Source organism: Pseudoalteromonas sp. MEBiC 03607 (genome assembly GCF_004792295.1).
Taxonomy (GTDB): domain Bacteria; phylum Pseudomonadota; class Gammaproteobacteria; order Enterobacterales; family Alteromonadaceae; genus Pseudoalteromonas; species Pseudoalteromonas lipolytica_C.
In genome coordinates, this window is the sequence record NZ_SRRY01000001.1 from 2,552,912 (window position 1) to 2,578,046 (window position 25,135).

General features: G+C 40.6%; 24 protein-coding genes. 9 read left to right on the forward strand and 15 right to left on the reverse strand.

Translation table 11 applies throughout. The features are described from left to right. Positions 1–32: 32 nt before the first annotated feature. On the reverse strand, positions 33–914 hold the full coding sequence (locus E5N72_RS11740; RefSeq protein WP_135924868.1) for a LysR family transcriptional regulator: 882 nt from the start codon (positions 912–914) through the stop codon (positions 33–35). A gap of 110 nt (positions 915–1,024) precedes the next feature. Here E5N72_RS11740 and E5N72_RS11745 point away from each other — a divergent pair, with 110 nt between their 5' ends. Together E5N72_RS11745 and fghA are read left to right on the forward strand one after the other, a co-directional pair. Continuing rightward, positions 1,025–2,146, forward strand: a complete 1,122-nt coding sequence (locus E5N72_RS11745; protein WP_135924871.1) for an S-(hydroxymethyl)glutathione dehydrogenase/class III alcohol dehydrogenase — start codon at positions 1,025–1,027, stop codon at positions 2,144–2,146. A 55-nt stretch (positions 2,147–2,201) separates the two neighbouring features. After that, positions 2,202–3,038, forward strand: a complete 837-nt coding sequence (fghA, locus tag E5N72_RS11750; RefSeq protein WP_135924874.1) for an S-formylglutathione hydrolase — start codon at positions 2,202–2,204, stop codon at positions 3,036–3,038. A gap of 10 nt (positions 3,039–3,048) precedes the next feature. On the opposite strand, the gene E5N72_RS11755 is transcribed toward fghA, so the two are convergent. The 3 genes from E5N72_RS11755 to E5N72_RS11765 all read right to left on the reverse strand — a co-directional run bounded on the left by E5N72_RS11755 (position 3,049) and on the right by E5N72_RS11765 (position 5,311). Beyond that, on the reverse strand, positions 3,049–3,357 hold the full coding sequence (locus tag E5N72_RS11755) for a hypothetical protein (protein WP_135924876.1): 309 nt from the start codon (positions 3,355–3,357) through the stop codon (positions 3,049–3,051). Beyond that, a complete protein-coding gene (locus E5N72_RS11760; protein WP_135924878.1) occupies positions 3,347–3,688 on the reverse strand; it encodes a hypothetical protein in 342 nt (113 codons plus the stop codon). Before E5N72_RS11760 ends, E5N72_RS11755 begins: the two co-directional genes overlap by 11 nt. A 132-nt stretch (positions 3,689–3,820) precedes the next feature. Continuing rightward, positions 3,821–5,311, reverse strand: a complete 1,491-nt coding sequence (locus tag E5N72_RS11765; RefSeq protein WP_240704518.1) for a BCCT family transporter — start codon at positions 5,309–5,311, stop codon at positions 3,821–3,823. A gap of 227 nt (positions 5,312–5,538) precedes the next feature. Between E5N72_RS11765 and E5N72_RS11770 the strand changes: the two genes are divergently transcribed. Further along, the gene (locus tag E5N72_RS11770; RefSeq protein WP_135924881.1) at positions 5,539–5,955 is read left to right on the forward strand and encodes an MgtC/SapB family protein; all 417 of its coding nucleotides are present in this window, start codon (positions 5,539–5,541) and stop codon (positions 5,953–5,955) included. A 4-nt stretch (positions 5,956–5,959) separates the two neighbouring features. Here E5N72_RS11770 and E5N72_RS11775 read toward each other — a convergent pair whose 3' ends face one another. Together E5N72_RS11775 and E5N72_RS11780 are read right to left on the reverse strand one after the other, a co-directional pair. Next, complete coding sequence (locus tag E5N72_RS11775; protein WP_135924883.1) at positions 5,960–7,036, reverse strand: energy transducer TonB; 1,077 nt, start codon at positions 7,034–7,036, stop codon at positions 5,960–5,962. A 102-nt stretch (positions 7,037–7,138) separates the two neighbouring features. Then, entirely contained in the window at positions 7,139–9,037 is a 1,899-nt protein-coding gene (locus E5N72_RS11780; RefSeq protein WP_135924886.1) for a beta-ketoacyl synthase, read from the reverse strand. A gap of 127 nt (positions 9,038–9,164) precedes the next feature. On the opposite strand from E5N72_RS11780, the gene E5N72_RS11785 reads away from it, so the two are divergent. From E5N72_RS11785 to E5N72_RS11795, 3 genes are all read left to right on the forward strand, one after another. Beyond that, positions 9,165–10,175 (forward strand): helix-turn-helix domain-containing protein, encoded by a 1,011-nt coding sequence (locus E5N72_RS11785; protein WP_235382730.1) that lies wholly within the window; start codon positions 9,165–9,167, stop codon positions 10,173–10,175. Positions 10,176–10,357: 182 nt separating this feature from the next. After that, positions 10,358–11,494 (forward strand): GAF domain-containing sensor histidine kinase, encoded by a 1,137-nt coding sequence (locus tag E5N72_RS11790; RefSeq protein ID WP_168246735.1) that lies wholly within the window; start codon positions 10,358–10,360, stop codon positions 11,492–11,494. A 20-nt stretch (positions 11,495–11,514) separates the two neighbouring features. Further along, entirely contained in the window at positions 11,515–12,414 is a 900-nt protein-coding gene (locus E5N72_RS11795) for a S41 family peptidase (protein WP_240704547.1), read from the forward strand. Here the strand turns inward: E5N72_RS11795 and E5N72_RS11800 are convergent. The 9 genes from E5N72_RS11800 to E5N72_RS11840 form a co-directional block, all read right to left on the reverse strand. Further along, entirely contained in the window at positions 12,391–12,834 is a 444-nt protein-coding gene (locus tag E5N72_RS11800; RefSeq protein ID WP_135924896.1) for a GNAT family N-acetyltransferase, read from the reverse strand. The genes E5N72_RS11795 and E5N72_RS11800 overlap by 24 nt on opposite strands. Before the next feature lie 26 nt (positions 12,835–12,860). Next, complete coding sequence (locus E5N72_RS11805) at positions 12,861–13,355, reverse strand: MgtC/SapB family protein (RefSeq protein WP_063705648.1); 495 nt, start codon at positions 13,353–13,355, stop codon at positions 12,861–12,863. Between the two features lie 30 nt (positions 13,356–13,385). Next, positions 13,386–14,489, reverse strand: coding sequence for a GNAT family N-acetyltransferase/peptidase C39 family protein (locus tag E5N72_RS11810; protein WP_063705650.1), 1,104 nt, complete (start codon positions 14,487–14,489; stop codon positions 13,386–13,388). Further along, complete coding sequence (locus E5N72_RS11815; RefSeq protein WP_135924898.1) at positions 14,489–15,883, reverse strand: RimK family protein; 1,395 nt, start codon at positions 15,881–15,883, stop codon at positions 14,489–14,491. Before E5N72_RS11815 ends, E5N72_RS11810 begins: the two co-directional genes overlap by 1 nt. Before the next feature lie 200 nt (positions 15,884–16,083). After that, on the reverse strand, positions 16,084–16,560 hold the full coding sequence (locus tag E5N72_RS11820) for a GreA/GreB family elongation factor (protein WP_135924901.1): 477 nt from the start codon (positions 16,558–16,560) through the stop codon (positions 16,084–16,086). Positions 16,561–16,636: 76 nt separating this feature from the next. Next, positions 16,637–17,557, reverse strand: coding sequence for a protein translocase subunit SecF (gene secF, locus E5N72_RS11825; RefSeq protein ID WP_135924903.1), 921 nt, complete (start codon positions 17,555–17,557; stop codon positions 16,637–16,639). Further along, entirely contained in the window at positions 17,554–19,365 is a 1,812-nt protein-coding gene (gene secD, locus E5N72_RS11830; protein WP_135924905.1) for a protein translocase subunit SecD, read from the reverse strand. Before secD ends, secF begins: the two co-directional genes overlap by 4 nt. Before the next feature lie 73 nt (positions 19,366–19,438). Next, complete coding sequence (locus tag E5N72_RS11835; RefSeq protein WP_135924907.1) at positions 19,439–19,810, reverse strand: hypothetical protein; 372 nt, start codon at positions 19,808–19,810, stop codon at positions 19,439–19,441. Between the two features lie 206 nt (positions 19,811–20,016). Continuing rightward, the gene (locus E5N72_RS11840; protein WP_105174043.1) at positions 20,017–21,063 is read right to left on the reverse strand and encodes an NAD(P)-dependent alcohol dehydrogenase; all 1,047 of its coding nucleotides are present in this window, start codon (positions 21,061–21,063) and stop codon (positions 20,017–20,019) included. A 171-nt stretch (positions 21,064–21,234) separates the two neighbouring features. Between E5N72_RS11840 and E5N72_RS11845 the strand changes: the two genes are divergently transcribed. The 3 genes from E5N72_RS11845 to E5N72_RS11855 all read left to right on the forward strand — a co-directional run bounded on the left by E5N72_RS11845 (position 21,235) and on the right by E5N72_RS11855 (position 25,132). Continuing rightward, on the forward strand, positions 21,235–23,016 hold the full coding sequence (locus E5N72_RS11845; protein ID WP_240704548.1) for an ABC transporter ATP-binding protein/permease: 1,782 nt from the start codon (positions 21,235–21,237) through the stop codon (positions 23,014–23,016). Between the two features lie 74 nt (positions 23,017–23,090). Continuing rightward, complete coding sequence (locus E5N72_RS11850) at positions 23,091–23,804, forward strand: YebC/PmpR family DNA-binding transcriptional regulator (RefSeq protein ID WP_135924910.1); 714 nt, start codon at positions 23,091–23,093, stop codon at positions 23,802–23,804. 53 nt (positions 23,805–23,857) lie between these two features. Then, positions 23,858–25,132: a protein kinase gene (locus E5N72_RS11855; protein ID WP_135924912.1), complete on the forward strand. Its 1,275-nt coding sequence runs from the start codon at positions 23,858–23,860 to the stop codon at positions 25,130–25,132. The last annotated feature ends 3 nt before the right edge of the window (positions 25,133–25,135 follow it).

A 25,135-nucleotide genomic window follows, 5' to 3' on the forward strand; every position in this document is an offset into this window, starting at 1 on the left:
CAGCATGGGATGCGCGAAATTGTAAAAAATAATTATAAATCTGATACTTGAACTGTAGCGACCAAATGGTCAAGTAATGCTTTTACATTGGTTGCTATAAATTGCCTAGGTGGGTACACCCCCCATACACCTTCAGGTGCAGGTGCAACATTCGAAAGTACAGCGGTCAACTTGCCATTGGCTAGATGCTCATTGACATAATAATCCGGTAATTGCACGATGCCTAACCCTTTAATAGCTGCATCCACCAATGCCCAACCACTATTACATGCTAAACGCCCAGCCACTTTAATGTGCTTATCTTGGCCCTGCTCTTTTACCCGCCAATAACTGTTATTACCGATAAGGCAATGATGTTGATGTAATTCACTGACGCTGTGTGGTTGACCAAAATTATTAATATATTCAGGGCTACAGCATATAACGAGTCTGCGCTGGCTAATACGCCGAGCTTTTAAAGATGAATCCTTTAGATGACCTAGCCGAATAGCTAAGTCATACCCTTCTTCTAATAGATTGACTTGCTCATTACTTAAATGACTGATTACTTCAATATCTGGGTGCTTTTGCATAAATGTATGAACCGCAGGCATTATGTAGCTTTCACCATACATGACAGGGGCTGTCAGTTTGATGCTGCCTTTAGGTGTCAGTTGCTGCTCGGCAAGCAGTGCCGTGGCATCATCCATAGCATGCTGTAACTGTTTTGTTTGATGCGCAAACACTTGCCCCTCTTGCGTTAGCACTACTTTACGGGTCGTTCGGGTTAGCAATTGTGTGTTTAATCGTTCTTCTAATTGACTCACATAACGGCTTACATGCGCCACTGACATACCCAGCAGTTTACTTGCCTTTGTAAAACTACCGGTTTCGGCTACCGCTAAAAATTCATCAATTCCGTGCCAACGATTCATTATTACCATACTGTAAAAGTGTTTTAATAAAACTAAGATTATCATTCATTGAGAAATAAATAAAATAGACTAAGTTTATTACTTACTTCCAACAACTATAAGGGAACGTTATGACTGATTTTATTAAATCAAAAGCGGCTATCGCTTGGGGTCCAAATCAACCACTCTCAATTGAAGAAGTGGATGTAATGATGCCTAAAAAAGGCGAAGTACTGGTAAAAATTGTTGCTACAGGTGTTTGTCATACCGATGCATTCACTTTGTCTGGTGAAGACCCTGAAGGTATTTTCCCAGCAATCCTAGGCCATGAAGGCGGCGGTATTGTTGAAGCTGTTGGTGAAGGCGTAACGCACGTTGAAGTAGGCGATCATGTTATTCCTCTTTACACTGCTGAATGTGGCGAGTGTAAGATGTGTAAGTCTGGCAAAACAAACTTATGCTCTGCGGTACGTGAAACGCAAGGTAAAGGTTTAATGCCAGATGGCACAACGCGCTTCTATAAAGATGGTCAACCAATTTATCACTACATGGGTTGCTCTACGTTCTCTGAGTACACTGTATTACCAGAGATTTCACTTGCTAAAGTAAGTAAAGAAGCGCCGCTTGAAGAAATTTGTTTACTTGGTTGTGGTGTAACAACCGGTATGGGTGCTGTTACTAAAACAGCAAAAGTTCAAAAAGGCGATACTGTCGCTATTTTTGGCTTAGGTGGTATTGGTTTATCAGCGATTATCGGGGCGAAAATGGCGGGTGCAAGCCGTATCATTGGTGTTGATATCAACACCAGTAAATTTGATCTTGCTACTAAACTAGGTGCAACTGATTTAATCAATCCAAATGACTTCGACAAACCAATCCAAGAAGTTATCGTTGAAATGACTGACGGCGGTGTTGATTTCTCATTCGAATGTATCGGTAACGTTAATGTAATGCGCTCTGCTCTTGAGTGTTGTCACAAAGGTTGGGGTGAATCGGTAATCATTGGTGTTGCAGGTGCAGGCCAAGAGATCTCTACTCGTCCATTCCAACTGGTAACAGGCCGAGTATGGCGTGGTAGCGCATTTGGTGGCGTTAAAGGTCGCTCTGAGCTACCAGAGATTGTTGAGCGCTATATGAATGGTGAGTTTGCGTTAAATGATTTCATCACACACACCATGAAACTGGAAGATATCAATGAAGCTTTCGACTTAATGCACGAAGGTAAGAGTATTCGCTCAGTTATTCATTATTAATCTTTTACTTTTGCGCTAGGTTACTACCTAGCACTTTTGTTTCAAGGATGTGGTTATGCTAGAAAACATAAGCTCAACAAAAGTCAGCGGTGGCTGGCATAAACAATATATCCACCAAGCTAATAGTACACATTGTGCCATGCGCTTTGCTATATTTTTACCGCCTGGTGCCAGCGAAACGAATAAAGTACCTGTAATGTATTGGTTATCAGGTTTAACCTGCACTGATGAAAACTTTATGCAAAAAGCGGGAGCTTTTAAAAAAGCGGCTGAACTAGGTATTGCGATTGTCGCCCCAGATACTAGCCCGCGCGGTGATAATGTACCTGACGACGAAAACTACGATTTTGGTCAAGGTGCAGGCTTTTATGTTAATGCAACCCAAGCACCTTATAATGTGCATTACAACATGTACGATTATGTTGTTGCTGAGTTACCAGCACTGATTGAGGCGCACTTCCCTGTTACTAACAAAAAAGCCATTGCCGGACACTCTATGGGTGGTCATGGCGCGCTAATGATTGCACTTAAAAACCCTAAGCAGTACGTTAGCGCCAGTGCTTTTAGCCCGATTGTGAACCCGATTAATTGCCCTTGGGGTGAAAAGGCGTTTAGCAATTACCTTGGCAGTGATAAAGCAAATTGGCTCGAATACGATAGCTGTGAATTAATGAAAAAAGCAATTGCTGACGATTATTTACCGATGCGTATTGATCAAGGTGAAGCCGATAACTTCTTAACTGAGCAACTCAAAACCGAGAACTTATTTGCTGTCGTGAACGAAAAAGATTACCCAGCTGAAATTAACATGCACGCTGGTTATGATCATAGTTACTTCTTTATCAGCAGCTTTATTGATGAACACCTAATGTTTCATCAAAAATATCTGTAATGTGTAATGACTAGTGTGAGGGCTTTATTTCCTCACACTCTTTGATACTTTGACTGATTTGCCTGCAAACCAGTTGCGGTTCTTTGTCTTTCGGTTTTAATAAGCCAATCACAGCACTGTCAATTTCAAAACCTAGCTTTGCGAATGAGAAACCCTCGGGATCTTTTATTGTAGTCTTAGCATGATTTGCATTTGTAGTTGCAAGGTTTGTTGGTTGTGAGTTTTTTGCATAGCCATCTACTAATGAACCAGCCACAGTACAACCCACTAATTGATAACTTACTAAGCAAATAACGAGTCTCGAAATGTTAATCTTCATTGAAGCTATCCATTAATGTAGGTTTTTTTTTTGGTTCAGCTTGAACCTCAACACACTCTTTTACTGTACGACTTATTTGACGACATTTAAGCTCAACATCTTTGTCTTTGCTGCCATTCTCTAGCCCTTCAACAATAGCTTTATCGATTTCGTAACCTATCATCGTCATGGTCATTCCGTAGTTCACACGGTTGTTTTCTTTTGGGGCTGAATTGGCTGTTGCAGGTTGTGCTTGGCTAGAGCGGCCACCAATACCATCTGCCACTAAGCCAATTACAGTACAGCCACTTAGTAAACTAATAGATAGAAGCACATACAAAGATTTAAGCATGGGTCCTCCAATACACTTAAGCTTATTTTATGAGCATAATAGCAAACGCTTAATTTTACTGTAAGAAAATGTAGTGATACCAACTCGCTTAATTAAGTGATCTACTTTGAGGTAATTGTTCTTGGGTTGGTATTAATCACAAATATCGCGAATAAACTCTTTTAAAAAACCAACCAGCTGCAATAAAAATATTAGTAAGAAAGGTAAAGCGCCTAAAATTGCAACGCTACGATTTAAGGGCTCATCTTGTAACAGCAATAATGAAAAGCTGCATATAAATAAAGCAAAACACCATGCGTAGAGGGTCACACGATTATTTTTCGCTCCAACAAGCTCTCTTATCACTAAAATTGCAGAGTCAGCTGAGGTTGCCACAAATACCAATAGTAATAACAAACTTGACCAAATAAACACGGTCCCTTGCCAACCTAATTGATGAAAAAATACAAATAGGCCTTGGCTGTAATCTTGTCTAATTGCAGCTAAAATGCCTGCTTGATTGAGTCTATCCCATTCAATCGCTGCGCCTGAAAAAGTCGCAAACCAGATAATTGTGACTAAAGTTGGAATGCACACAACCGCCATAATAAATTGCCAAACCTTACGCCCCTGACTAATTTTGGCTAGAAACACGCCGACGAATGGTCCCCACGCTAACCACCAAAAGTAGTAGTTATATGTCCAATGATTGGCCCAATCTGGTGTTTTTAATTGGCTATCAAATTGCCAAGTGCCGGTCGCAAGTAACTGTAAATAGTAGCCGGTTCCATCTAATGCAATTTTAATAATAGGCGCAATCGGCACCACTATTAGCAACCAAACGAGCAAACTAAATGCCAAAAGCACATTAAATATGCTCAGTGATTGCACACCGCGACGTAAACCAAACTTAACCGACAGAGAATAAATAACTGCTAACAAACAAACGATTAAAGACCCAACTAATAATGTTGAAGTAACACCCAACTCGATCTCAACACCTTTACTGATCAGTAAAGTTGAATTTGCTATGGTCCCCACTACACCAAAAAATATCGAGAGCACCGCAGTTAATTTTACAATAAACGAGACTGTATATTTTGCAGATCTATCAAACCGGTTGCCAAGTGCCGTTAAAACAGGAGCACATATATCTCCTGACTTACCACTGTACTGTGTTAACCCGCCAAGAACTAATGCAAAGACTGCATAAAGAGCCCAAGCATGAGCTCCCCAATTGACCAAGGTTAAAGCCAAGCTACTTGCTAGTCTGTCTGGGTATAAGCTTTGTTTAAGTGGTGGGTCAAGGGAGTGTAATGCAGGCTCTGCTACACCCCAAAAAACCAACCCTGAGCCCATTCCAGCAGCAAACAGCATAGCAAACCAACCAAAGTTTGAATACTCGACAACAGCATGTTCGCCACCAACTTTGCGGCTTCCTAATGGACTTACGGCTAATATTATGATGGCAAACAATAAAAAATTGATCATCAAGAAAAAGCTACTACCTATCCACTTTAAAACCATTTGTACAAACGGTTGTACTTGCTCAGTGATAATGTCCGGCAATATAACAGCAATGAGAGCACCAAACATACACAGTGCAAGCGCGGTCTTTTCAAGAGGTGGGGTGGAATGTTTCAAAGTGAAGCCTATTTATTCAGCGTGATTAGCATACTGTTAGCATGGCTGAAATTCAAACAGCCAAAAGACTGAAAAAATGACATAGCAATGCGTAAAAAGCGCAAATTATACCAAGCCTTACTTTTTAAAACCCGGCTACATGTCCCTAGTTTCCTCATTTTATTAAATTTGTTGATCGGGTATTGAAATTGCAGCTCAGTCAAAATTAACATCGCAAGGAGCTAAGTATGGACTTTAATTTTGATTGGTATGAAATTCTCGATAATTTAATTCACTTAGGGATTGCATATTTACTTGCCTTGCCCATGGCATTTGACCGTGAAAAAACCAGTAATGGCGCTGGTCTTCGAACTTTTCCGTTAGTAGCCGTTGCATCTTGTGGTTATGCATTAGTAGGCATGTCTGTATTAACAAGCTCAGAGGCAGAATCAAAAGTACTAGAAGGGATTATCACAGGTATTGGCTTTATCGGTGGCGGTGCCATTTTGAAGAACAAAAATTCAACTTATGGAACAGCCACAGCAGCCAGTATTTGGAATATGGGACTTATTGGCATAGCTGTGGCATTCAGTCGCTACGAAATTGCCTTTTTAATGGCATTAATTAATTTCGTAACGCTAAGGTATGTTAAACGCTTAAAGTAAACAGCTAACTAGCATCGTATTTAGAGTTAACAATGGCATACCCGGTTTGTTTAACTTTAATTTCAGCTGGGTTTGCAGATTTAACTAATAAACCGCAGCGTCTACTTTGCTCATCAATGACATAGTTAACTAACTCACTGGCTTCAAGATCAATGACTTGATCAGCACAACGGATCTGTAATTTGGATACATCACTTGCGCCCTCTATCTTGATAGAACCGCGAGACAAAGATAAATAAGACAGCTTATCTTTTGAAACACTAATTTGTGAATTGATTTGCGGTGTGCGGGCTAACAAGTCATCAATTTGCTTAATTGTAGCAAGTTTGTTTTCTTCTGAGAATTCTTTACCTTCGATATTATCAAGTGCATAAATAGCATTGTAAGCGAGGTTAAAATCGCCCTTAAAGCTATACCACTGCAGAGCACTTTTAGCGACTAAATACTGAATATCTGTTGGTAATTTTGCTCGCAATAAATAGGCTATCGACAATTGCTCATCAAAGCCAAACCATTGCTGTTGGTAGTAATAAAATTGACTTTTTAACCAAGCAAATAACGCCTGCTCAGAGGTGTTTTTGGTGTGATCTTTATATAACTTAGCCAATGACTGCTCAGCTTTTTTAAACTCTTTGGCTTGCAGCATTTTATTAATTTCATCGTATTCATTAATAAAACCACGGCTCGCTTTATCATTTGAGTAACCGTTAAAATATTTCCCTACTTCAAATGAAAATAGATACCCACCTTCAACTGTTTTACCCCCTTTAGTGGCTGGTGCAAACTCTAAATTAGTTAAATATTTCTCTGCGTTTTCTTCACTACCACGGGTATCGGAGGCCATGATCACTTCAATGTCTTTCGCTTTACCTTGTGTGTCAACTACATACGACATTAACGCCCACCCTTCTAATCGAGAGCCATTGTAGCTACCAGCAAAACGCGGATTTTGATTTTTAACGATATAGGCCGATGTAGCAGCTTGTACGTCAATACCTAAGTCATTAACGTCTCGTGCTAAAGTATGTGTTGGTAATCCGATTAGTGAACAAAGTACAGCAAATTTAGTAAGTTTGATCATGAGTAATTGCTCCAATTCCCTTAGATAGGAACATTTATAGCACTAAAAAAGGCGCTTTAAAAGCGCCTTGCTGTCAAGAATGTGCTTAAACATGTCTTGATCTTAAAACATATCCTGGTATGGGTTTGATTTTGTTAACAAAATCCTCTTATCAAAACCAGGGATTGTCATTGAATCTTCACAAATTTCAATGTCATTTTCGTCAATTAGTCCATCACCAAAACGATATATAAGCTCATAATGACCTAAATCAGCCTGTTTTTGGTAGTCAGCTTGGGCTTGTGCAACTTGAGTATGACGGTCTTGATATTGCGCCATAACCGCATCACCATGACGCTTTGCTAGCATTTTTAATGTGATTGTTGGTGAAAGTACTGTTGCCGTTGCGTTATTACCACCAAATCCTTTAGAGTTAATAAATGCAATGTCCATTGCATCGCATTGGTAATGTTGAGTACGAATATCTAAATGCTCGCTATAAACGTCATCCGCCACTTTATCGATTGTCGTGATACCCGGCATAATATTATGACTGAACACACCTAACGCCATAGCTAACTGATCTCCACTAGCTGGCGCTATAGTATGACCCACATACGCCTTAGGTGCTGCAACCTTCCAATTATCAATCGCAAATGTCTGTGCTACTTTATGATAAATTAATGATTCTGTTACGCGATTTTGTGGCGTGCTCGAGCCATGTGCCAAAATAAAGCTTCTTTTTTGTACCGCTTCTTGACCAACAATACTGCTCGCCAATGCAACAGATTTAGCCATTGTAATATAGTTACCAGGACCCGGCGCTGTGATTGATTTTTTAATACCATCTGCATTGACAAACACATCAGCAACGCTGCCTAACACATCAGCACCTAACTCTAATGCCAGTGCATCATCCATTAAAATTGCAACCTGTGCACCTTCACCAATAGTAAAACCACAGTTTTCACCGAATGGACGACTTGTGCGGCGATGATCAACCACATCAGTATTATCAAGACGCTTTAAACCTTCTTCATTTGCAAGTGCGCTCATATTACCAAAACCTTCAACGATTTCTGGCGTGATAGCACACTCAACAGACGCTACGATAGCTACTCGTGTACGACCCGCTTGAATATCGTTTACTGCGGCACGCAGGTTATATAAAAACGTGGCGCACGCGCCTGATGTGGTAAAAGTTGTACCCACATTACCTGTTACATAGGCATTGATAAAGTCAGTCGACATGGTGTTTAAGCCAAGTGCAAGCTGTTTAGTACTTACGCGATCGCCCTGTTGACGCGCACGTATCAATCCACCAAAACCCTCATCATCAACTTGACCTGCCACAGAAGCTGAGTATGTACCAATTTGATCAGGCTCAACACTGTTCATTACCTGCTGCCACGGCAGACCTGTTGAACGAATAGCATCGGTTGCGGCAAAAATAGTTGCTTGTAAGCCCCTTGGTTGATAACGGCTGTTATACATTGCTGAAGGTTCAAAACCTGTCGGTAATTGACCTGCCGCTTTAATTGGATTATCACGCGTGCTGTCATGCTTGATAGCAAGATCAGCACTAATAGTGACTTTCACTTTTTTATCACTAAGGTCTTCGACCTGCCAACTTGCTGGCACTGGAGATGGTAAATCACGACGACGCGTTTCAAAAACAATCTGTTGTTCATCAGACGCTGTTAACGTCATTTTTTGCTGCCATGGCGTTGCATCTACATCGAAGTGATTTTTTTCAATTTTACGAATAAGTGTGCCAGCTAAAATTTGCTCGCCAAATTGTGTTTCAATATCTGCTTCATTGACGGTATTACCATTTGCATCTTTTAAAACACCGTCTGTCAATGTAACTAAATTCATTAAAGTCGCTAAGCCTAAAAATGTCTCCTGACGGGCTTTTGCGTCCAAGCTGTCTAACACGATACGACGATAACCTTGATGAAAAGAAGTGCGGCCAGCGGCATTAATACCACCCATACCAACAATAACGGGTAATGCTGTCATAATTTACCTTGAGAAAACGTGTTACGATAATTCGCTTAAGTTTAAATGGATTACCAACGCTTCTTTATGCTTAAATAGCCAAATATTATGCATGAAATGCCAAAAACAACTGGTCGGAGCAATTAAAGTGACAAAACTTCAACAAACTAAAGCCACCGAAATCAGTATCTTGGTTTATCCCCATTTATTAATTACCAGCCTCACGCTACCAATTGAGATGTTGAGGGCTGGCGAAGCGTTTGCCAAAAGCCATCATCAGTCTCAACAGTTTTGTCCTCTAAATATCAACTTAGTAGCCAGTAACTTGGCGCCTATACCCAACAGAACGGGGCTGGCAATCATACCTGACTGTGAAACAGTCACCGCCCCTACAAGTGATTTAATAATTGTACCTGGCATCTGGCGTAATCCGCGTCCTGTCGTCAATAAACAAAAAAAATTAGTGCAATGGTTAAAGGATTCATGGCAGCAAGGAAGTCATATTATTGGTGTAGGCACAGGTAATTGTTTAGTTGCAGAAGCAGGATTACTGGATGGTCACCCTGCTACCACTCACTGGCATTACGCAGAGCAATTTAAACGTGACTACCCTAAAGTCCAGCTCAAGCCTGACTTTTTTATCACGCAATCTGAGCGCATGTACACAGTTGCGAGTTTAAATGCGCTTGCCGATGTTATTGTGCATATTATTAGTCAATATTACGGCCGAGAAGCTGCACAACATGTTGAGCGTAATTTTTCCCATGAAATCCGTAAGCCATATGAAGATCAACGTTATCTTGAGGGAGCTGTCGATAAGCATCCTGATGAACTCATTGCTCAAATACAGTTTTGGTTAAAAAACAACCTAACATCAGAGTTATCTTTGCAAGAGATTGCAGCACAATTCAACCTTAGCTATCGCACCTTTACTCGACGCTTTCGCCAAGCCACCAGCCAAACCCCCATTGAATACTGGCAACAACTTCGCGTGCAAACAGCAAAAGAATTACTCGCCTCTTCAAACTTATCGATTCAAGAAGTCGCCCTTGAAGTCGGGTATAACGACCAAGGTCATTTAACACGGGTATTTAAGAAAGTACTATCACAAACCCCTAGTGAATACAGGACAGTTGTGCGACGTAAGTTATTCGGATAACGAGTAAGATAAACTCAGAAATTTTTGAAAATATCATTTAAGTCAAGCATTAATTTGCCGAAATTAAATTTGTAACTAAGCTTTCAGATAGCAGTAATTTTTTCTCTGAGTCGGAAATAATGTATCAACCTGATTATAATGAATTAGTACAAAGTTGGAATAAAACCCTTGAGGTTTTAGCGATGTTTGCAAAAGTGCCCGTTGCTTTAATTATGAAAGTTGAAGACAACGTTATCAGTGTTTTTTCAAAAAATGATCATCTCGAAAATCCCTATAACATCGGTGATTGTGAAAGCTTAGATGGCTCTGGCCTATATTGCGAGCATGTCATAAAAACGCAAAAGCTATTATCAATATCTAACGCACTGGTTGATGAAAATTGGAAAGATAACCCAGATATAAAGTTAAATATGATTTCTTACTTGGGGTTACCTATATCAGCCGGCGATGCGACCCCTTTTGGTACGATATGTATTTTAGATAATAAACCGCATAGTTACAGTGAACCTGTTATTAAATTACTTGAAACCATCAAGCATAGTTTTGAAGCCCAACTAAAATTACTTCATCAGCAAAAACAAGCATTTGAACAACTACAGTTCGAGGAGTTGGCTACTCTAATAAGAGGGATTGCCCATGAACTCAACACCCCACTCGGTAATTGCATAACCGCAGTTGATGTGGCTAATTTATCAATTACTAACACGCACCAAAGTCTTGAAAATAAAAGTTTAGGCCAAAAAGCTCTATATAAGGCTCTTGAAACAATGGCTAATACTAATGAGTTATTAACACGGAACCTCACCACCTGTGCCCATAAAATACGTATTTTACAAGACTTGCTATACACAAAAGCTCAATCATCAAAGTCTCCCTTTAGCCTCAAACAGTTAGCTGATACATTAACTAACCATTTAACACAACCACTTAAAGATACGAATGCCAAGCTTGAGGTTAGTTACTCGCCTTCCAAGTCAGAATGTGAAATTGAAATAGATTTACTAAAACAAGTGCTGTTCATTTTGCTACAAAACTCTATGGAGCACGCATTTTTAGGCGTTGAAAAACCACGAATCAAAATTGATATGCAAGATTACAATGGTATATTGAAAATTCATTACACTGACAATGGCATCGGAATCGAAGATGATCAGATCAACGCTATTTTTACACCTTTCTATAAAGGAAAAAACAACCATACAGGAATGGGGTTAGGTCTTAGTATTGCTAAAAAAATTGTAACGCAGCAACTACAAGGTAATATCTCAGTAATAGATAGCAACGAGGGAGTACACTTTTTATTAAGCCTGCCAAAATAGTGAGTAGTAAATTGCAAAAAATGACTATTTTCAAAGGGTGCCTTTTAGCCCATATTTCTTTTTGCAGTTTAACTTTATTTGCAGAACCAAATTATCAAGAAGTAAAACAGTTAATTGACCTACATTTTATCCATAAAACTGATTATGCTAATAGAGCAGCTTATCTCGAATATGGTAACTTAAACCTAAAATCACTCATAAAATCACTTAATGAGCCGCACACTTACCTAAAAGTTAAAGGTTTAAATACAACTTTCTTTAGTGCTAAAAAACGCTGTGTTAATAACAGTAAAATTAAGCTGAATTTTCAAAAAGGTAAACTTGCTTATCTAAAAATTTCCAGTATTGGCACAACGACCACGGAAGAAAAATCTCAATATGTTCGTAATTTAATTAATAAGATAAAATCTCAAGACAACGAGAACTCTCGATACTGGATTATTGATTTAAGAAAAAATAGCGGCGGCAATATGTGGCCGATGTTACAAGCACTTTCCCCCTTTTTTGACGCTACACAGACATTAGGTGAATTCCATTTGTCATCTGGAAGCATTACTAGATTTGGTTTTAAAGATGGAATAGCCCATGAAAGCTCGCTACAAAAAATCAATTTCCAACCAGATACCTATCATTTAAAACATCAGCCTATTGGGATTTATGTTTTGATTGATTCTAGTGTCGCAAGTTCTGCTGAAGCTTTAGCAATTGGCCTATCATCGCTTGAAAATGTAACACTCGTTGGCGAGAAAACGTGTGGCTTAGCTACCGTCAATACTCCGTTTGAGCTCAGTGACGGAAGTATTCTTGTTTTAACAACAGGCGAGATGGCCAATATTCATGGTCAAACGTTTAAAAATGGCATCACACCGAGTATGAGTAGTCTAGAATTTATTAGGCTAATCAAAGACTTTGGAGAATAAAATTTTGCTAGCTTGTGGGCAGCCTCTGTCTTCATAACCCACTATTGCATAACTATTTTTAATCAGCATACTCAGCATTGCAGGAAAACGGTTCATCGACTTAACTTTAATAGCTCGGTAATTGTGCTCTTGAACCCATGTTTCTTGTGCGTTTAATAATGCCTGTGCAATCCCCTTTCCTCTGCACTTTGGCGCTACTGCGCCAAGCCAGCTATAGAAAGTATTTGAATCTAATGCATAACCCAGTTTGTAGGCCACAGGCTTATTATCGATATAGGCAACTAAAGCTAGGTGCTCAACCTCTGCACACTGTGCTTGTAATTTGCTAAGGGTATTTCGGCCATCAAACTCAGGAATTTGACTATCAACAAGTAACAAATCGTCTAAACTAGCAGGCTTTATCGTGTAACAAGGCTCCATGACTCACTCTAATCTATTATCTAACTTCACTTTTCTTTTCGATAATACAACTTTGAATAGCGTTTTACACGGGCATGCACGCCGCGACCTAAACTCTTAAATTTAGCTTCAAGTACATCTACACCATATAAAATACCTACTACTAGCACAGATAGTTTTATTGCAGCTAGTAAGTTGTCGGTGGCAATGACAACACCAATTGATGCTAATACCCAGATCGTTGCAGCGGATGTTACACCAACTACCGCGCCATCTTTTGCAAGCATTACTCCGGCACCTAAAAAGCCAATACCGGTGATAATTTGGCCCACTACACGTGAATGGTCTATCACATCGCCATGCAACATAAATGCAGTAGCAAGAAATAAGTAGGTACCTAACACAATGAGTGCGGAGGTACGAATACCAACAGGCTTACCGCGTAACTGACGCTCCATACCAATAATTGCGCCGCAAAATGCGGCGCTACCAATTGCTGACCAAGAATAAGGGGCAATATCAAATAAACTACTCAGAGTCACTGTACTTCCAAATCAAACTAACAATTAAAATTATAAATAAAAGGCCATCGCAGTGCTGAGTCTTGATGAACCAAAACTCGCCATTTTGTTAAAATCAGCTTTGGCTATTGGGACATGCTGACAATCAATCGCCAATTGTTTTTCGTTTTCACAAAACGGGTCATGCACGTACAAGCAATGCTCATCAATATGCGTTACACACACCCAGTGCGGTGACTTTTTACCATCAAACCGATAGGTGCTGATCAATAACACCACCGCTTTACCCTCAGCAAGCCAATCTTCAATGGAGGCCAAGGTTAACTCTTGATACCTCACAGGCAGTTTTGCAGCTATTGCTTCAGCCACAAACTGATTGTGTACGGTATGCAAAATGGCTTTTTTCTTTTCGCTTCTCACCCCGTCAATAAACAAAGTATCACGGGTATTTAAAACTACATCAGCTTTAAAACCACGTTTCATTGCTGCAAGTGCTAACCCTAGAGGATGGCAACCGCCATGCCCTGAAGTCATGAAAATAGTCGTGGCTTCACGCCATATATCCAGCTCTTTGAGTTGGCTCATTGCGGTATCATTCAAGGATGACATTGCCATTAATAGCGCCGCAGGACCACAGGTAAACTCGGTTGTTTGCTGATACCAAGGCGTGTGCTTATCGGCATTAAATTCGATATTACGACGAATGTTTTTTTGCATTCGATGGGCATCACTATGGTCATCATAATAATCACTATAATGACCAAACACCTGGTAACCCAGTTTTTCATATAAACGAATTGCTGATTGGTTGTTTACCGCAACTTCTAAACGCATGTATAAACGGCCCCGTTTAGCCGTTTCATTTTCAAGCGCAAGTAGTAACTTTGAAGCAATACCTTTACCTTGCTGAGATTGCAAAACCGCCAGTGAATATAACCGAGCAAGGCGTGTCCCTTTGTGGCACCACACTAAACCATAACCAACCAGTTGATTATCTACCTCAGCCACCATCAATAAGCCGTGGCTTGCGCTGATCCAGCGTTTTAAACTACGGCTACTTAATCTATCTTGGCTAAAGCTTTGCTCTTCAATGGCGACAAGAGCCGTCAAATCCGTTGCATTGGCAAAGCGGATTTGACAAACAGATGCGTTCATTAACCGCGGCCTCGTGCTTCTAGGCGTTGTTTAAACTCATCCATAATGATCATATAAAGCTCATCACCTAAATAGGCATCTTCGACTTTATGGTCGATACTCGGGTTGTCATTCACTTCTAACACGTATGCTTTACCTTGATGCTCTTTAACATCAACACCATACAAACCTTTACCCACCGTTTTACAAGCTTTTAATGCTGCATCAAGTACAACTTTAGGTAGCTCAAACGTTGGCAAGGTTTCAAAACCACCTGAGAAAAAGCGTTTTGCATCATGGTTGTAAATTTGCCAGTGATTACGCGCCATTAAATAACGACACGCATAAATTGCACGGCCATTTAACACCCCGACACGCCAGTCGTATTCGGTGTACATGTACTCTTGTGCAAGCACAAGTGAACTAAACTCAAACAGCTCAGTTAACTTAGCAACTAACTCATCACGATTAGCAACTTTAAATACGCCTTTTGAAAAAGAGCCTTCTGGCATTTTTAATACCAGTGGGTAGCTAAAGTTTGCTTCTAAACTTTCAATTGTCTCTTCACGTGTATCAGCCACAACGTGAGTTTTTAAACTCGGCACTTTTTGATAATTAAAGGCATCGTGCAAATACACTTTATTACAACAGCGCAGTATTGACTCTGCATCATCAATCACCACTAACCCTATGCTTTGTGCTTTACTTGCTAAGCGATAAGTTGGATGGTCGATGGCCGTTGTTTGACGAATAAATAGCGCATCAAATTGTGCAATATTGGTAATTTCATCAAATGTCAGTGCTTGAGCATAAATACCATGTTTAGCGGCTGCTTTAATAAATTTAGCAATGGCATCTTTATCACTTGGCGGCACTTTTTCTTGGTGATCAACCAATATAGCCATATCCCAACGGTAACGACGTTTTTTATCGTGAATGCGCCACACAGACTCGGTAAAGCTACTGAGTTGTTTTACAAACTCTGTAAAGCCAGTGTCATCTAATGATGCAATCGTGCCTTGCTTCACAACACCATGCTCATCACACACCAAAATAGGCGCAGGATATTGCGAGAATAATGCTTTGGTTGCTTTACTTTGCTGTTCTTGATCTGTGTGACCAAAAAAGACAGTGCCACCAGCAAGCTCTTTATGACGCGTGCTGTGCTCATCGCTACGGAGCGCATTAATTGTTTTTACACTCGGTAATACCTGATGCTTTCTCGCTTCAGCAAGCAAAGAACAATAATAACCTTTACTTAAATACTGCCCTGTATCACACAAGTTTAAAATGCGCGTTTTTGGCTCATTATGTTTTGGGTAATCACGTAAGTAGGTGTCAAAGGTAATGACATTTTCGAAATTTTGAGCAATACGTTGCTCATTGTTATCAACCACAATCAAGGTTTTAAACACGACTTTTCCTAAATTAAGTCTTATGAAAAAAATGAAAACACCCAACCAATTAAGTGAACGCATGAGGCTAAACTTCACTTAACTAGATGGGTGCTTATAAGCATTAAGCTTGATGTGATTTATAGAGGGTTTTTAGCTTTGTGACCAACGAGTTATTTTTTACCTTAAGATGAAATTTATTGATTAATAAACTTTCTAGATCAGAGTATTTCAGTAATGTTGTAAAACTGCTTATTTCCTGCAATAGTCAGTGTTACTTCATCATCAATTTGCTTGCCAATCAGTTGTTTACCTAACGGCGCTTCTCGGGTTACAACATAAATCGGTTGCTCTTTTACGGTGACCACTAAGCCACCAGCACTTGGACCCATAAAGAACCACTTTGCGTTATCTTGCTCATCGATAAGACACACTAATGCACCTTCACGAACCTTATTAAATTCGCTTTCTTTAAACACCGTATTGAATGCCTGAATATCACGGTAGCACTCATTAACTCGCTCAGCTTGCCCTTGCGCTAAATAAGCGGCTTCTAAACCCAAGGTATCGTATTGAGTTTCAGCAACACTTTCTTCGTGAGTTGCTGCATCATGGGCCGCTTTTGCCGCTTCTTTAGCGTTTTGCAGTTGTGCCTCAAGCGCAAAGTGTAAATGTTCAATTACGTGTGTTTTATTCATATCAAAGCAGTTAAAACAGAAAAGCCGCTATTCTATGGAAAAATAGCGGCTGATGAAAGTAAGTTATAAAACTGACTTACGGCATCTCCATATAGGCTTTGGTTTTATCATCCAGTGTTTGGGTGTAATTTTCTGAACTTAACCCCAATAACTGCGGCAAGGTCGCGGCGATACAAATCGATGAGAATGTCCCCACCACAATGCCCACAAATAACGCGATAGCAAAACCCGTTAATGCAGCCCCTGCAAGCAGCCAAATACAGGCAATGGTAGCAAGTGTTGTGCCTGAGGTGATCAATGTACGCGTTAACGTAGAGCCAATTGCATCATTAATCACAACATGGGTATTTATGCGTTGATTGTCTGGCTGAATACGTAAAAGCTCTCTGACTCTGTCGCCAACAATAATTGAGTCATTTAATGAATAACCAATAATAGCCAGTAAACTCGCCAGCACGGTTAAATTAAACTCAAGCCCTAGCAAAGAAAACAAACCTAGCACTAAGATTAAATCATGTAACAGTGCAACCACCGAACCAACTGCGAGTCGCCATTCAAAGCGCACGGCAAGATAAACCATAATTGCAATCAGCGCTGCAAATAAAGCTAAACAGCCCTGTTCAAAAAGCTCATCACCCACTTGTGAGCCTAAAAATGAGCTAGATAATACGCTATAGTCGACGCCTTGTTCATTCAGCTCTGCTTGCCAAGTACTCGCTTTGCTAGCCTCTGGAGCTTCTCTTAAAACAAAGTGATATTCACCCGCTTTACTGATGGCTAATTTACTCGCAACCTCGGGGCTTAACTTTGCCTTTAAATCAGAAATTGTCGTGACTGACGTTGTGTTAATTTCCGTGATGTAGCCACCTGTAAAATCAAGGCCAAAGTTTAGCCCTTTTACAGATAAAACACTTAAGCTCGCGATGACTAAAACACAACTTAGCAGTAATCCTAAAACGCGCGCTTTACTCGGTGCAGTTAATGTTGACCAACTCATGCTTTAGCCCCCGTTAAATTAGTTAGTTTAATGTAGAGTGTTTGGCTAAGCGCTTTCGAAATATAAACGCCAGTAAAGACACTGGTTAATAGCCCAAGCGCTAACGTGATTGCAAAGCCTTTCACCGGCCCATAACCAATGGCGTATAAAATAATTGCCGTGATCATCGTAGTCACATTGGCATCAAAAATGGTCGTAAATGCTTGGTTATAACCTTGCTCAATCGCTTGATATGTAGGTCGACCTTTGCGCTTCTCTTCTTTTATTCGCTCAAAGATAATCACATTGGTATCCACTGCCATCCCTATCGTCAGTACAAGCCCTGCAATACCCGGTAAAGTCAGTACAACCCCCGGTAATAACGACATTAAACCAACTAAAGCCGTTAGATTAAGCAATAAAGCAATATTGGCAATCAGCCCTAAGCGACGATACCAAAGCGCCATAAAGGCAAGGGTAATACCGATACCCAGCATTAACGCTGCTAAACCGTGTTCAATGTTTTCACTACCTAAGCTTGGGCCTATGGTTTGTTCTTGAACGATTGTCACTGGCGCTGTAAGCGACCCTGCGCGTAGTAAAAGCGCTAAATCGTAAGCTGCTTGCGGGCTTTTCATATTAGTAATGCTAAAACGAGAACTTAAATGCTGGGCAATGTTTGCTACATTGATCACTTCGCTTTTTTTCACAACGTCGCCATTCGCATCCCGCGAGTATTCAGAATACACCGTGGCCATTGGTTTACCTATGTTGTGCTTTGAAAAAGCAGACATCGCATCGCCACCTTGCGAATCTAAACTAAGCTGAACTAAAGGCTTGCCCCATTCATCTTTGCCAACACTGGCATTATTAATGTGATCACCTGAAAAAATCGCCATCGGATCTAAATTAACAACGCCACCGCCTTGTACATTAAACGCTTTACCACCGACTTCGACGACCTGGTAAAAATCAAGGGTCGCAGTTGCACCAATAATACGTTTCGCTTCTGATGGGTCCTGCACACCGGGTAACTCAATACGAATGCGCTGCTTACCTTGTCTTTGCGTTACCGCTTCAGTAATACCAAGCTCTTCAATGCGACCACGCAGGGTTGTTAAGCTTTGCGCCATAACTTGTTTATTGAATTCGTTTTGGCTTTGCTCATTAAAATGCAGTAATACCGTGGTTAGGTTATTCGTTGTTGATTTAGTTTGCATCAGGCCTTTGAATTGACCTTGTAACGTTGAGACAAGTCCTGCAAGTTGCTCCTCACCACTTGGTAAAATTTGTAACTCAACTCCATCTTTTACTTCACTTGCACGGATCCCACGAATTTTGTCTTTACGAAGCGTCAATTTAGTTTGTTGATACACACTGTTTAAGTGCTCTTGCATTGCTTTATCTAGGTCAACATCAAGCACAAATAAAACGCCACCATTTAAGTCGAGTCCCAATTTAATCGGTGAAAGACCCAGCTGCTGAAGCCATTGTGGGCTTGTCGCATGCTCAACAATTTTAACCTTTAGCTGTGGGTATTGCGTTTTTATAAAGCTCAACGCATTAGCACTTTGAGTCGGCTCAGCTAATAAAATAGCCAGTTGTGCTTGGCTATCATTGGCTTCAGTCACTTCAAAACCATGTTGATTTAGTGACGTTGTCACACTTTGCAGCGTCACAGTTTGATCTGGCAAGCTAATGTGCAACCAAGATTTGTTAGGATAAAGATTAGGTAATGCGCTTACCGCTAGTAAAATACACGCCGCTATCATAGCGACATAACTCATTTTTAGACGACGCCATAGCGCCGGCTTAGATTTATGTGACATACATGACTTCCTTCCGGCATTGTCAGCCGGTAAAAATTAATTCCAAAAATATAAAAGTAACGAAGGAAGTCGTTTAGCTATGATAGGTCGTATTGGCTTTGTACAAGAGATTAGCGTCTTTCCAGCCACTAATGCGGGATTTACGTTGAGTGGCTAACGCAAACCATGGGATCACACGCACAGCACCTGGCGGCGCTAAAAAGTGCTCTTTTCCCCAATCTTCAGCAAAGAATTCAATCAATAGCTCGTAATCAGGATCAACCTGACTATGATAAAGAAACAATGATGAATTACTGGCAGTTAAACGCGGCACAAGGGTATCAAACCCCGATGGTTCTACCGGTTTAGGGTGTTCAACTGTATGAGTTTGAGAAATAACTGGGGTTTTAGTCAGCTCGACTTGGAACAATTTAGTCGCAGCATAGTGTGAGTGATTGTCAGGCATAGCCATGCTCTGTGCACTAAAGAACACAGTAAATAGCAAGATAATGACTGAGAAAAACCGTAACAAGAACTGACCAATAAATTAAGCGGATAACAGGGCTATAATGAGGGTAAAAAAATAAAACACAAGGTATTACTTAAATAAAAGTAACTAAAATAAAGCGAGCCTAACTAGACCCGCTTAGTTAGTTTAACTTTTTAAACAAGTTAAACTTCTAATGATGACATGTCGATAACAAAGCGTGAGGCCATATCACCTTGCTTTAATTTATCGAATGCGTCATTAATTTGGTCCATATTGATCATTTCGACTTCTGGCAGAATATTATGTAACGCACAGAAATCGAGGATCTCTTGGGTTTGCGCTATACCGCCAATTAATGAGCCAGCAACACGGCGACGCCCCATTAATAACGGCACTGAGTTAGACTCAGCAAGCTCACCGACTTGACCAACCAATACTTGCGTACCATCAATATCCAAAAGCGGAATATACGGCGTAAAGTCGTGTTTTACCGGAATGGTATTAATGATCACATCAAATTGATTAGCATGCGCTTGCATGGCTGCTTCATCACTCGATACCAATAAATCTTTTGCGCCATAAGATAAAACCTGCTGTTTTTTCTTATCACTACGGCTAATTGCCGTAACATGTGCGCCCATTGCAGCTGCGATTTTAATCGCCATGTGGCCTAAACCACCTAAACCAATCACACCAACACGGCTACCTGGGCCGACATTCCACGTGCGTAGTGGCGAATACGTTGTGATACCCGCACATAGAATTGGTGCACATTTAGCAAGGTCTAAGCCTTTTGGCACGCTCAATACAAACTCTTCACGCACCACAATGTGCTTTGAATAACCACCTTGAGTGAGTTCACCACTGATACGGTCTTGTCCTGAGTAGGTTCCTACCATCCCTTCGCGACAAAACTGCTCTTCACCGTGATGACACTGGTCACAGCTTAAACAGCTATCAACCATACAACCTACAGCGACATTATCGCCTACTTTATATTTTGTAACGCCACTGCCTACTTCAAGGACACGGCCAACAATTTCATGGCCTGGTACGACAGGATACTGAGTCCAGCCCCAATCGTTTTCTGCTGTATGTAAGTCTGAATGGCACACGCCACAATATAGAATTTCAATTGATACATCTTCATCACGAAGTGCACGGCGTTCAAAATGATACGGCTCTAATGGTTTTTCAGAATCATGTGCTGCATAACCGACGGTTTTCATGCTTACTCCTTAATTTTCTTCGTGTTTAACTCATGCAATTAACTAATTTGCTAATGCACTGGTGTATACTTCACTCAGTATAGAGGTAAATTTGCAAATTACACTTGCCTAAAACACGAAAGCTTTTGCCTATTTTTATCAAATTGATTTTAAGAGACCCCCATGCGTGGAATGAGCCGCAAAGAACAAGTGACAAGATCGCCTGATGCAATGAACCTATCACAAAGCATCAAAACACTCTGGCCCTATTTAATGACCTTTAAAGGCCGCGTTATTTTAGCCGTAATGGCGCTTATTGCTGCAAAAGGCGCCACATTGCTGATGCCTTGGGCACTAAAAGAAATAATTGACGCGGTTGATGCGAGTATCAACCCGCTATTAAGCGTTCCTATTGCCTTGCTGATCGCCTATGGTTTACTGCGCTTTGCCAGTGTATTTTTTGGTGAAGTACGCGATGCGTTATTTGGCCGTGTTACTGAGCACGCAATGCGCCATATTGGCTTAAAAGTATTTAAACACTTGCATAGTTTAGAGCTTGCTTTTCACCTTGATAGACAAACAGGTGGTATCAGTCGTGATATAGAACGTGGCACAAGTGGCCTCAGCTTTTTAATGCGCTTTTTAATGTTTAACATCGTACCAACCTTATTTGAAATAATCACAGTAGCGATTATTTTTGCGACCTTATTTTCGCCGTGGTTTGCACTAGTCACCGTTATCGCGGTCGCTATTTACATTGCTTTTACTGTGATAGTAACTCAGTGGCGTAACCGATTTATTCGTGAAGCAAATACTGCCGATAACAACTCTAATACCCGTGCTATCGACAGCTTACTAAATTATGAAACCGTTAAGTACTTTAACAATGAACAATATGAAGCGACCACCTACGACAGCTTTTTAGCTAAATGGGAGCAAGCAAGGCTAAAAAATCGTTTATCATTACTGGCGCTTAATTCAGGGCAGGCACTTATTATAGCCGCAGCTATTACAGCGCTAATGTGGCTAGGTGCCAGTTCAGTGGTCAATAAAGAGCTGACAATAGGTGAGCTTGTGATGATCAATGCCTACATGATCCAGCTATTTTTACCGCTTAACTTTTTAGGCTTTGTTTATCGTGAGATACGCCGTGCGCTGACTGACCTTGAAAACATGCTCGGGCTGTTAAATCGAAAAGCCGCCATTAGCGATGACAAAGATGCAAAACCATTAAAAGCAACCAAAGCAGCTATTCGCTTTGAAAATGTGTCGTTTAGTTACGACAAACAACGGCCAATTTTAAATAACTTAAGCTTTGAGGTTACTTCTGGCAGCAAAGTGGCGATTGTGGGTGCCAGTGGCGCAGGTAAAAGCACTCTAAGCCGCCTGCTCTACCGTTTTTATGATGTGGATGCGGGCAAAATTTATATCGATGAGCAAGCAATCAACAAAGTGACACTTGAAAGTTTGCGCCAAGCAATTGCCATCGTACCGCAGGATACCGTGCTATTTAATACCAGCATTCGCGAAAACATCGCTTACGGAAATCCAACTGCAAGCGAAGATGAAATTGATAAAGCCATAAGCCTTGCCCATTTAGATGGATTTATTGCAAGCCTAGACAAAGGCGATAAAACCCTTGTTGGTGAGCGCGGTTTAAAAGTATCAGGCGGTGAAAAGCAGCGCATTGCAATTGCCAGAGCCATTTTGAAAGGTTCACCCATTTTATTATTTGATGAGGCAACATCGGCGCTAGATTCGCATTCAGAACAAGCCATTCTCAGCGCGATGCGTGAAGTCGCACAAAGACATACCAGCTTAGTCATTGCGCATCGTTTATCAACAATTACTGACGCTGACAAAATTATTGTTATGAAACAAGGACAGGTTGTTGAACAAGGTCAACACCAACAACTGCTTGCAGCAAATGGTGAATACGCACGAATGTGGCAGTTACAGCAAAGCGATGAATAAACACTGTTAACTAGTAGGTTAAATGATTAGAATAACCGCTTTATTTTTATCTATAACAAAAAGGCAACACGCAGATGGGCAGAGCTTATCAAAACAAAAAAGACTCAATGGCAAAAACTGCGGGTGCAAAAACCAAAGTTTATTCAAAGTACGGAAAAGAAATTTATATCTGCGCTAAGAATGGTGGTGTTGATCCCGATGGCAACTTAGCGCTTCGTCGCTTAATTGAGCGTGCTAAAAAAGACCAAGTACCTACGCATGTAATTGAGCGTGCAATCGATAAAGCCAAAGGCGGTGGCGGCGAAGATTACGTAGCAACTCGCTATGAAGGTTACGGCCCGGGTAACTGTATGATCATTGTTGACTGTTTAACCGACAACAACAAACGTACCTTTGCTGACGTACGTGTTTGTTTTACAAAAGCGAATGCAAAAATTGGTGCGCAAAACTCAGTATCACACTTATTTGATCACCTCGCTATTTTTGTATTTGATGGTGATGATGACGAGGCTGTTTTAGAAGCACTAATGATGGCTGATGTAGATGTAACAGATGTAGAAGTTGAAGACGGTAAAGTGACTGTATTCGCTCCACACACTGAATACAACAACACGCGTACAGCACTTGAAGAAATGGGAGTTACTGATTTCCACGAAGATCTAATTGCTTTTGTGCCGCAAGTAGAAGCACCCATTGAAGGTGAAGACGTTGAAGTCATGGAACGCTTTTTAGCCATGCTAGAAGACTGTGACGACGTGCAAAACGTTTACCACAACGCACAGTTTTAATTAAAAAGGCCAACCAAGTTGGCCTTTTACCTTTTAGCCCAAAGGAATCAACATTGAATACTCTCGAAGAGTTAAAAGCCGGTTCTCTACTAGGTTGTACACGGCTTCAGCTTGTTGCAGAACTAACCGAATTGCCAAAAGAAATTTATACCCTAGCCGATACGTTAGAAATCCTCGATTTATCTAATAATCAGCTAAGTGATTTACCTGACGATTTTTACAAATTAAAAAATCTCAAAAGGCTGTTTTTATCATTTAATCAGTTTAAACATATTCCAGAGGTGCTAAGACAATGCCCAAACTTAATCATGGTGGCATTTAAAGGTAATCAAATTACTGAATTTAAAGCGCACTGTTTGCCAACACAGATAGAATGGCTGATCTTAACTGATAATCAAATTCCCGCTTTACCTGAAACATTTGGTGAGTACAGCAAGCTTAAAAAGCTCGCACTGGCAGGTAATCAGTTAACACATTTGCCAGAGTCAATGGCTAATTGTAAAGAGCTTGAGCTAATACGTTTAAGTGCCAATAAGCTTACAAAAATTGAAGATTGGCTTTTAGCTTTACCGAAGCTTGCTTGGCTTGCCTTCTCTGGTAACGATTTAAATCGCTCTACTAGCTTACACTGTCAGCTGTTTAGCCAAATTGCACTGAATGAAATCGATATTAAAAATCAGATTGGCCAAGGTGCATCTGGGGTTATTCACTTAGCCAATTGGCATCAACAGCCTGTTGCTCTTAAGTTATTTAAAGGCGAGATCACCAGTGATGGTTATCCACTCGATGAGCTAAATTGCTGTTTAAAAGCCAGTGAGCATCCAAATCTCATAAAAGCATTGGGCTATGTCGATGAAGAGTCACAACTCGGTTTAGTGATGGAGCTTATCAGTAAAGAGTTTACGAATCTTGGTTTGCCACCTTCCCTTGCAACTTGTACACGAGACACATTCGAAGACAACTGCAAGTACGCGCAAGAAATGGTGCTAAAAGTTGTTAAGCAAATGGCCAGTACCCTAGCTCATTTGCATCAAAAGCAAGTAAGTCATGGTGACATTTATGCCCATAACAGCATGATCAATTCACAAGGCGACTTATTATTTGGTGACTTTGGTGCGGCAACAGACTTATCAATGCTGACGCCTAATCAACAGCAGCTACTAGAAGGGATTGAAGTGCGTGCCCTTGGTTATTTCATCGATGATTTACTGACTGTAGTGACTGAACAAAACGACATTACTAAGATGCTTGCTGACATAGCTCAAGAGTGCTTGGTACTCAACTCAGAAAAACGCCCTCGCCTTTCTGACCTAGTTTCGCGATTATGATTT